This window comes from Mucilaginibacter sp. (assembly GCF_039207105.1).
In the GTDB taxonomy this organism is placed as follows: Bacteria; Bacteroidota; Bacteroidia; order Sphingobacteriales; family Sphingobacteriaceae; genus Mucilaginibacter.
The window spans coordinates 1-9,098 of the sequence record NZ_JBCECK010000183.1 but is presented as its reverse complement, the minus strand read 5'-3'; the positions used below and the strand labels follow the sequence as shown (position 1 = coordinate 9,098).

Annotated in this window: 9 protein-coding genes; 3 read left to right on the top strand and 6 right to left on the bottom strand. The window is 40.5% G+C overall.

Annotated elements, in window-relative coordinates; all coding sequences use genetic code 11:
* Positions 1–169: 169 nt before the first annotated feature.
* From AAGC65_RS22880 to AAGC65_RS22860, 5 genes are all read right to left on the bottom strand, one after another.
* A complete protein-coding gene (locus AAGC65_RS22880; RefSeq protein WP_343114790.1) occupies positions 170–3,367 on the bottom strand; it encodes an efflux RND transporter permease subunit in 3,198 nt (1,065 codons plus the stop codon).
* Between the two features lie 96 nt (positions 3,368–3,463).
* Positions 3,464–4,597 (bottom strand): efflux RND transporter periplasmic adaptor subunit, encoded by a 1,134-nt coding sequence (locus AAGC65_RS22875; protein ID WP_343114789.1) that lies wholly within the window; start codon positions 4,595–4,597, stop codon positions 3,464–3,466.
* A gap of 290 nt (positions 4,598–4,887) precedes the next feature.
* On the bottom strand, positions 4,888–5,013 hold the full coding sequence (locus tag AAGC65_RS22870) for a hypothetical protein (RefSeq protein WP_343114788.1): 126 nt from the start codon (positions 5,011–5,013) through the stop codon (positions 4,888–4,890).
* 197 nt (positions 5,014–5,210) lie between these two features.
* The gene (locus AAGC65_RS22865; RefSeq protein ID WP_343114787.1) at positions 5,211–5,792 is read right to left on the bottom strand and encodes a Crp/Fnr family transcriptional regulator; all 582 of its coding nucleotides are present in this window, start codon (positions 5,790–5,792) and stop codon (positions 5,211–5,213) included.
* Positions 5,793–6,165: 373 nt separating this feature from the next.
* A complete protein-coding gene (locus tag AAGC65_RS22860; protein WP_343114786.1) occupies positions 6,166–6,501 on the bottom strand; it encodes an antibiotic biosynthesis monooxygenase in 336 nt (111 codons plus the stop codon).
* Positions 6,502–6,747: 246 nt separating this feature from the next.
* On the opposite strand from AAGC65_RS22860, the gene AAGC65_RS22855 reads away from it, so the two are divergent.
* The 3 genes from AAGC65_RS22855 to AAGC65_RS22845 all read left to right on the top strand — a co-directional run bounded on the left by AAGC65_RS22855 (position 6,748) and on the right by AAGC65_RS22845 (position 8,659).
* Positions 6,748–7,335, top strand: a complete 588-nt coding sequence (locus AAGC65_RS22855; protein WP_343114785.1) for a Crp/Fnr family transcriptional regulator — start codon at positions 6,748–6,750, stop codon at positions 7,333–7,335.
* An 88-nt stretch (positions 7,336–7,423) separates the two neighbouring features.
* Positions 7,424–8,080: an NAD(P)H-dependent oxidoreductase gene (locus AAGC65_RS22850; RefSeq protein WP_343114784.1), complete on the top strand. Its 657-nt coding sequence runs from the start codon at positions 7,424–7,426 to the stop codon at positions 8,078–8,080.
* A 138-nt stretch (positions 8,081–8,218) separates the two neighbouring features.
* A complete protein-coding gene (locus AAGC65_RS22845; protein WP_343114783.1) occupies positions 8,219–8,659 on the top strand; it encodes a carboxymuconolactone decarboxylase family protein in 441 nt (146 codons plus the stop codon).
* 97 nt (positions 8,660–8,756) lie between these two features.
* Here AAGC65_RS22845 and AAGC65_RS22840 read toward each other — a convergent pair.
* A partial coding sequence (locus tag AAGC65_RS22840; RefSeq protein WP_343114782.1) for a hypothetical protein occupies positions 8,757–9,098 on the bottom strand: 342 nt, incomplete at its 5' end.

Genomic DNA, 9,098 nt, shown 5'->3' with positions numbered 1-9,098 from the left:
GAGTTCCTGAATGCTACAGGTAACTCGGGTTTGGGTGTAGCCACATCCTTTGATATTTTACAGGCACTTGCAAAGATCAGAAGGAGCGGGGCTAATCTGCTTATATGTTTGTTCATTTTATACTTGTTTTTATCTGTCCAGATTCAGGGGACATCACTCAGCAATTGAATTATTTATGTTTTTTGATCAGTTCTCCGATGCCGCTGTGTTCATCTTCGGGGTATTCGTCAAGTAAAACTGCTACGGGTATACCTGTAAACCTTTCCTGAAGACTTTGAAATATCACGAACAGAACAGGTATAATGAGCAGGCCGAGAACAACGCCTGATACCATGCCGCCTGCCGCGGATATACTGATAGAGTGGTTACCCTGAGCAGATGGGCCGGTAGCGATACTCATCGGAAACAGACCAAAAACAAACGCGAGAGATGTCATGATGATTGGCCGCAAACGCATTTTAGCAGCAATGAGGGCCGATTCAATCAACGTAGAGCCCGCCTTTCGTCGCTGTACGGCAAATTCTACTATCAGGATGGCGTTTTTAGCTAACAAACCGATGAGCATAATCAAGGCTACCTGTACATAAACATTGTTTTCTATTCCGGTTAAACCTAATACAAAGAATACTCCGAATACACCCACAGGAATAGATAATATCACTGCCAGCGGAAGTATGTAGCTTTCATATTGTGCGGCAAGAATAAAGTATACAAATACCAAACTCATGATGAATATGAGCGTGGATTGTCCGCCTGATGAAAGCTCTTCCCTGGTTTGTCCCGAGAAGTCATAGGCATAGCCTGCCGGTAACTCTTTAACTGCCAGGTTCTGGATAGCCCTAATGGCATCGCCTGTACTGTATCCGGGTTTTGGAATTACATTTAAGCTTATAGAACTGAACAGGTTGTAACGGGAAGCAGTGGCCGAACCATACACACGGGTAAGTTTAACCAGTGTATTGATAGGTACCATTTCTCCAAGCTTATTTTTTACAAAAATTCGGTCCATCGTTGAAATGTCTGCCCGGTCGGCAACATCTGCCTGAATAACCACCCGGTAATATTTACCAAAGCGGTTAAAGTCAGAGGCCTGCGAACTGCCAAAATAGGTTTGCATGGTTGATAGTATATCTTTCACATTTACACCAAGCTGCCCGGCTTTGTCATCATTGATCTCCAATTGAAACTGCGGATAATTTGTTTTGAAAGTTGTAAACGCGAAGGCTATCTCTTTTTGCTGCATTAGTTTACCTATAAATCCGTTAGCTATATTGCTGAATTTATCTAATCTGCCGCCTGTTTTATCTTGAAGCACCAGGTCAAGAGCCTCCACATTACTAAATCCGGGAACGGTTGGAAACGTAAACACAAAGAAGCTTCCATCATTGATGGCATTAAGCTTAGCCCTAACCTCATCCATGATCTTATTAATATCTTTGATCTTCCCTCTTTTTTCGGCAGGTTTGAGTACCACAAAGCAAACACCATCTGACGGGCTGCTGGAGTTAGTTAACAAATTATAGCCCGATATGGCATCGGTAAAGGTAACGGACTCCATTGCACGCAGTTTGGCCTCAGCGGTGCTAATCACCTTAATGGTGCGGTCAAGCGAGGTTCCGGGTGGGGTATTAATAGCGATGGCAATAAATCCCTGGTCTTCTGACGGGATAAAGCCGGTTGGTGTTTTCTTAACCATCCATATGGTCACCAGGAAAACTATAGCGATGCCACCCAAGCTGATCCATTTATTTTTGATCAGGAATTGCAGGCCCCGGATATATTTGTTGGTAAGTGAGTTAAAGCTGCTGTTAAACCCGGTAAAAAATCTTTTTCCAAAACTACTTTTTGGCTGGTCGGGCTCTTTATGATCATTATTTAAGAATAACGCGGCAAGGGCAGGACTAAGCGTTAAGGCATTAACAGCAGATATAATGATGGCTGTTGCCATAGTGAAAGCAAACTGCCTGTAAAATACTCCGGTTGAGCCCTCCATAAATCCGACAGGAAGAAACACAGCCGACATTACCAGGGTTATGGAAATAATAGCACCTGTAATTTCATGCATGGCTTTTGCCGTGGCAGCTTTTGCGCCCAGATGTTTGTGCTCCATTTTTGCGTGTACAGCCTCAACCACCACAATAGCGTCATCCACAACAATACCTATAGCCAATATCATGGCAAATAGGGTTAGCAGGTTGATTGAAAAACCAAATAACTGCATAAAAAAGAAGGTGCCGATAATGGCCACCGGTACTGCTATTGCCGGGATCAGGGTAGAACGGAAATCCTGCAGGAAGAGGAACACAACAACAAACACCAATATGAAAGCCTCGATCAAGGTATGCTTTACCTGCGATATAGATTCATCCAATGATACTTTGGTGTTATAAAAGATGCTATATTTAACCCCTGACGGGAAATCTTTTCCAGCTTTTTCCATCAGTTTGGCTATAGCTATCTGAATTTCATTGGCATTTGAGCCGGCAAGCTGGAAAACGCCTATAGCTACACCTTTTTTACCGCTAAGCTGCGTAAGGCCACTGTAAGTATATGAACCAAACTCTACCCGGGCTATATCTTTTAGCCGGAGTACGGAGCCATCGCTGTTTGATCTTATCGCTATGTTTTCATATTCTTCAGGTTTGGTCAGCTTACCTTTATATTTAATGATATATTCAAAAGATACCTTGCTGCCTTCACCAAACCTGCCAGGCGCGGCTTCCAGGCTTTTATCCTGTATAGCCGCTGTAACTTCGGCTGTTGTAATTTTGTAGGTTTCCATTTGGGCAGGGTTTAGCCAGATACGCATGGAGTAATCCTTAACACCACCAAAAATACTGGCCGAACCTACTCCCGTGATCCGCTTGATCTCAGGAATGATATTGATCTGAGCGTAGTTGGTAACAAATATCGGATCGTATTTTTTTTCGTCTTCGGTATACAAGCCCAATACCATGATCAAACTGTTTTGTTGTTTTACCGTGGTTATCCCTTGTTGAATAACTTCCGCGGGTAACTGGCTGATTGCCTGTGCCACCCTGTTTTGCACATTCACCGCCGCCTGATCAGGATTTGTGCCCAGTTTAAAGTATATAGTGATGTTCAATGAGCCGTCATTGCTGGCTGTAGAGGTCATATAGGTCATGTTCTCTACCCCGTTAATGGATTCTTCCAATGAAGGGGCAACAGATCTTAATACGGTTTCGGCATTAGCACCAGGGTAATTGGCGGTTACCAATACCGCAGGGGGCGCGATGTCCGGAAACTGTTGTAATGGCAGTTTAGATAAACCAAGCACACCCAGAATAACCAGGAGTATGGAGATAACCGTTGCCAGTACCGGTCTTTCTATGAATTTTTTAAACATGACTTTGAAGTTTATGTGTTAGAAACAAGAATTGAATTAGGACGATAAATGCCATCATCTATCTTCTTACCGCTTGATTCTTGTATTCGATTTATGTTAGTTTTTCGCGATGGTTGTTTTTTCGCTTGCAGCTTCGGGGTGAATTAGAGTGCCTTCCTGCAGGCTGCCAATGCCGCTCAAAACAATGCGGTCGCCTTTTTTTACGCCATCCTTAACCAGGTAATTATTGCCCGATTGTCCCGAAACGGTTATAGCGCTCATTTTTATTTTATTACTATCTGATACAGTGTACACAAAAATTTTATCCTGCATTTCGGTAGTTGCCTGCTGCGGAACAAGGATAACGTCAGGGTGTTGCAAACTTAACCTGAGCTTGCCGGTATTGCCCGAACGCAGCAGACCCGCCTTATTGGGGAAGCTGGCCCTTAGGGTAATTGCGCCTGTAGTTGAATTGAACTGGCCATCAATCATATCAATGCTGCCCTTAACCGGGTATTCAGAATTATCAGCAAGCAGCAGGGTTGCAGGGGGCAGGTGTTTTAGTTTTTCCTTTAAGGTTTCACCGGGATATTGTGCCTTAAAATTGACGAATTCCTTTTCGCCGAGGGAAAAATATACATGTACCTCATGCACATCAGATAGATCGGTAAGCGGAGTTTGATCTGATGGACTTACCAGGCTGCCCTGTTTCTTTAATAACCGGCCAATATAGCCGCTCACCGGCGCTTTAATTAAGGTATATCCTAAATTGATGCGGGCCGTAGATACGCTTGCTTGGGCAGATTCGATATTCGCTGTAGCAATGTTAAAAGCTTCCCGGGCTGTTTTTAGCTGATATTCTGATACTACTTTGTTTTGTACAAGGGGTGTTAGTTTTTCTACCTCTAACCGGGCATTAGCCTGTGATGATTCTGCGGCGTGAAGTGTGGCCAGGGCATTGTTCAGCGCTGCCCGGAAGGGTTGCTCGTTGATCATAAAAAGGGGCTGGCCGGCATTTACAAATGAGCCCTCATCTACAAATATCTTGTCTAATAGCCCGCTAACCTGGGGCCTTACCTCTATGTTTACAGTTCCCTGGATGGAAGCGGGGTAGTCCTGAAATGTTGTTTCGCTGGTTGAACCCAGGCTGGTGACAGGCAATGATGGCGGTGAAGGATTGGCTGCCGTTTGTGGTTGTGGTTTGCAGCCTGCCGCCAAAATAACCAGGATTGCCAAATAGGAAATTTTCATAGTGTTAAAATTTATAGTGTGTTTAATGTTTTAATGATTGGAGTTTGTTTGTGCTTCATTATGAGTAACTTGTGGTAATTTAATCAGGTAATTCAGACACATTGATCTGAAAAATGAGGCAACAGAAATCCTCTCTCCTTACAAACAGTGCATTGCACCTGTAATAGAAGAAATGGTTACGTTATTTAAAGACTTTACGCCAGCTATTGCTATATGAACCGCTTAATTAAAGCGCAAGCAATCGGAGGCTCCGAAAGAAACCGTATGTTAAGATTGCTGTTAAAAAGGATTCATCCAAAGCCCGGCCCTTTGTTACCGCTGTGCATATTAGCGTCTGGAAGTACAGCTATGTAAGTAATTACCACTGTGCAGAAAAATAAAATTACCCGGGTTGTTAAATATATCAGTACTTCCATAACTTACGTTTTTTGCGGTTTTTTAATACTTGATAATAAGTGTTGCCGTTACGCTTCGTGTTAAACTTCATTGTTTCCATTACTTGTGTGTTATGGGGACAAAAATCGGCAGATGCAAGGACAAAAAACTTCAACTACTGTAAGAAATGAAATCTGTAGATAAAAAAATCAAACGGGGGTTGGGTTGATCATGAGGTTTAATCAACCTTGCTTCGTTTTGCACGCAGGAGGCTGAGGAAACCCGGTGTAAATCCTAAAAAAGAGGCAAGCATATATTGCGGTATGCGCTGCACAAAATCCGGAAAGGCTTTATTAAATGAGTGATACCTTTCTTCGGCAGTGTGGCAAAGGAACAATTCTAATTTCTTCAGCTTGGCGGTATAGGCTATCTGCATCATTATTCTGAAATATTTATTAAGCTTTGGAATTTTGATCATCAGCGCTTCATAGTTTGCTTTACTAATAAAAGCAACTTCAGTACATTCCACCGCCTGGATGTAATAGTCGCTGGGTAATTGCTTATCAAAACTGTCCAAATCACTCATCCACCAGCCAGATATGCCAAAGTGAAGAATTTGTTCTGCTCCGGAATTGGTGATTACATACAGGCGAAGGCAGCCCGTGAGGATGAAGTAATTGCCCTGGCAAACATCACCACTTTTTAATACATAATCTTTTTTGGATAGCTTTTTATATTTGAAATGGTTGGTAACGATGGCTTTCTCCTCTTCATCGAGATCGATGTACCGCAACATATGATCTAACAGGTATTTAAACATTTTGCTACTACTTAAGCGATTAATGACAGCCGAACTTTAAGACTGGCGTAAAACACGCTGCTTCAAATTTCGGCCTTATCAGAATTACCTGCATAATACTGGTTATTTGGAGATTATGGACAAAAGTGGCAGTAATTTTAACCATATTGGCAGTAATCGGATATGTTTGTAGTTTACTTTTGGAGTATTGAAAAATTCATGATTTTTTATTGTTTTGTTGATTTTGTATAATATGATGTTGATAGGTAACATCATTATCAAAGGTTCGTTACATGGTGGCGAACCTTTGATTTTTTAACAATATGACCTGTCGGGACGGTCGTAGCTAAAATTAGTTAAATTGTTTAGGGTCGGTTATTCACCAAACAGCAATTTACAAAGTAGGTTGCAGATCTTTGGTTTCGTAAACATAGCATAAACTGCGTTGGGCAGATTCAGCGATCTTACTTCCTTCTTCTACCATTTTTTGACCGCCTTCTGTCTTAATCATATTTTGAAAAGCTTCTAAGCTATCATATTGTGCATATACTACAACACTTGTTCCATCAATGCCTTTGTGAAAGCTTGCGGAGATAAAACCAGGACATTTGGAAATGAATTCATCCGTGTTTTGGATCAGAAAGTTTGTGAGCTCATCTTGCCTGTCGGCCGCTACCGTAAATACATTTATTAACGTGAAGGCCTGTTGTTCTTTTGTAATAGTTACCATAGGATTTTAGATTTAATAATTGAAGATTATGAAATATGTGAGTAAAGTTATAGACCACATGTTATTATTTTATAGTCCAGATTTGGATAATCAGGTAGACCAGATAGCGTTTTTTAGATAAAGTAGTTGATTGAAATACAGTGTGTTGTGTAAATTGGAGGAAGAATAGTTTTTTAGTAAAAATTAGCCTCAAACTTTACCCAAATTGGTAAAGAACATTGTAACTTCACCAATAAATTGATTGGAATGTATGAACCTCTTTTAAAGCATTTGGCTCGTTTTATTCGCATAACTGAATCAGAACGCGAAATTTTAATATCAAATCTCCGCTATAAAAAGGTAGATAAAAAAGGGTATCTTCTAAAACAAGGGCAAATATGTTCAGGGAATTTCTTTGTGCTGTCGGGATGTGTCCGCATGTTTACTATAACGGCAAACGGAACAGAACAAATTGTACAATTTGGTATCACAGGCTGGTGGATAAGTGATTACCATAGTTTTGAAAATAATGTACCGTCTGATTATTATATCCAGGCGGTTGAAGACTCTGAAATTGCCATCATAACCAGATCGGTATGCGATGATTTATTTCAGCAAATACCGCAGCTAAATAATTATTTTCGGAAAATGATGCAGCGAGCCTACGTTGCATCGCTCAAAAAAATTGAACTGCTGCTATGTACATCCGCCGAAGATCGATTTCATCAGTTCACTACTGATTTTCCCGAATTTGTTCAACGTATACCTCAGTACATGTTAGCCTCATTTTTAGGCTTTACACCGGAGTTTTTAAGCATGTTGCGGGCAAAAAATAAAAGCGTTAATAATTCCTGATCATCTTCATTTAGCCATCAACACTATTTCTTAAAGTACTTTAATTATTTGTTTTCTGCCGGCGGATACATTTGTCCTAAAACGACAAATGAAAAGTTTATTAGTAATTAATACCAGCCCCAGAACTACGCGGTCGTACACACGCAAGCTCACAGGAACGTTTACCGATATATGGTTAAAGAAATATCCCGGGGCATTTATTGTATGGAGGGATCTCGGCCTTGAGCATGTTCCTCATGTATCTGAAAACTGGATTGCCGGAGCATTTAAACCAAAGGAGTTAAGATCGGCAGAGGAGCATGAGGCCTTAGCAAAAAGTGATGAATATATTAACGAGCTAAAAAAGGCAGATATTATAGTAATGGGAGTGCCCATGTACAACTACTCATTCCCAAGTTCGCTTAAAGCCTATCTTGACCAGGTTTTGCGGGTTCATGAAACCTGGGAGTTAGATCGTGAAAATATCAGGGATCCATACATCGGGCAATTGAAAAATAAAAAGTTGTACCTGTTAATGTCAAGAGGGGCGCAAGGCTATGAAAAAGGTGGTTATAACGAGCACGTAAATTTTCAAACTACTTATTTAAGGGCAACATTTAAAATGATGGGTATTGTTGATATACACGAAATATCCATAAATGGTGAGCTTTTAGGAGGAAGCAGCCTGGCCGAATCCATTGAAAATTCACAGCTTGAGATTAAACGAATAGTTGAGGATTTAAATATGGTTTTTGAAAACAAGTGATTGCCACTTACCTGTTTAAACGAAAATAAGTTCTCCTGAAAAGCAATTATTTCATCTCCTGATTTTCTTAAAGTACTTTAATTTTTAGTGTTTAAACATTGGGCAACTTCGCATCATTAAAAATTAAACAATAAAAAAATGAGTAAACGATTAGTTATTAGTGAAATAGAGCCCAAGGCTTATGAGGTGATGTTTGAATTTGAAAAATACCTTGCCAAAACAAATTTAGAACCCTCTTTAAAAGAACTTATCAAAATCAGGGTATCGCAAATTAATGGTTGTGCGTTTTGCATCAATATCCATACAAAAGATGCACGCAAGATGGGCGAAACAGAGCAAAGAATTTATGCGTTGAACGCATGGAGAGAAACCCCTTATTTTAGCGAAACAGAAAGAGCGGTATTGGCACTGGCAGAAGAAATTACGTTTATAAGTAAAGGTGTTTCGGACGAAACTTACCAGAATGTGGCCAGTTTGTTTGATTTGCAAACGCTTGCTCAAACCATTATGGCCATCATAGCTATAAATGCCTGGAACAGAATTGCTATTACAACGCACCAACAACCTGCATTTGATTAGTTAGTAAACTTACATAACTAAAAAAGGAAGCTTGCCGGTTTAAGGCAGCTTCCTTTTTTGTTTATAAATGGTGTTTAAGGTGTTAAATGATCAGGAGTTATTTATAGAAATACTCTGTAATGGTTGATGGCTGCTGTTGCGGCTGGGCAATGAGTACACCTGATTTTGTCAATAAACCTTTGCTGTCCACTTCATAAGTAAATGACCTGTTTATCAGAACAGGTACTGTAACAGTACTTGCAGAATAGCCGGTAAACTTTGCGGTTTTAATGTTATTAGCGCTCATTGTATAGTAATCTTTGTATATCAATGAAAGCGCCTTGTCCGGTCCGGATTTGTAATAGTTAGGTTTATCGTCATAGGTATATGTTTCTACCCAGGCCAAACGGGGCGAAGGGTTATTATCATAAGTGTATAAACTATCTACTGGGTCTGTTTT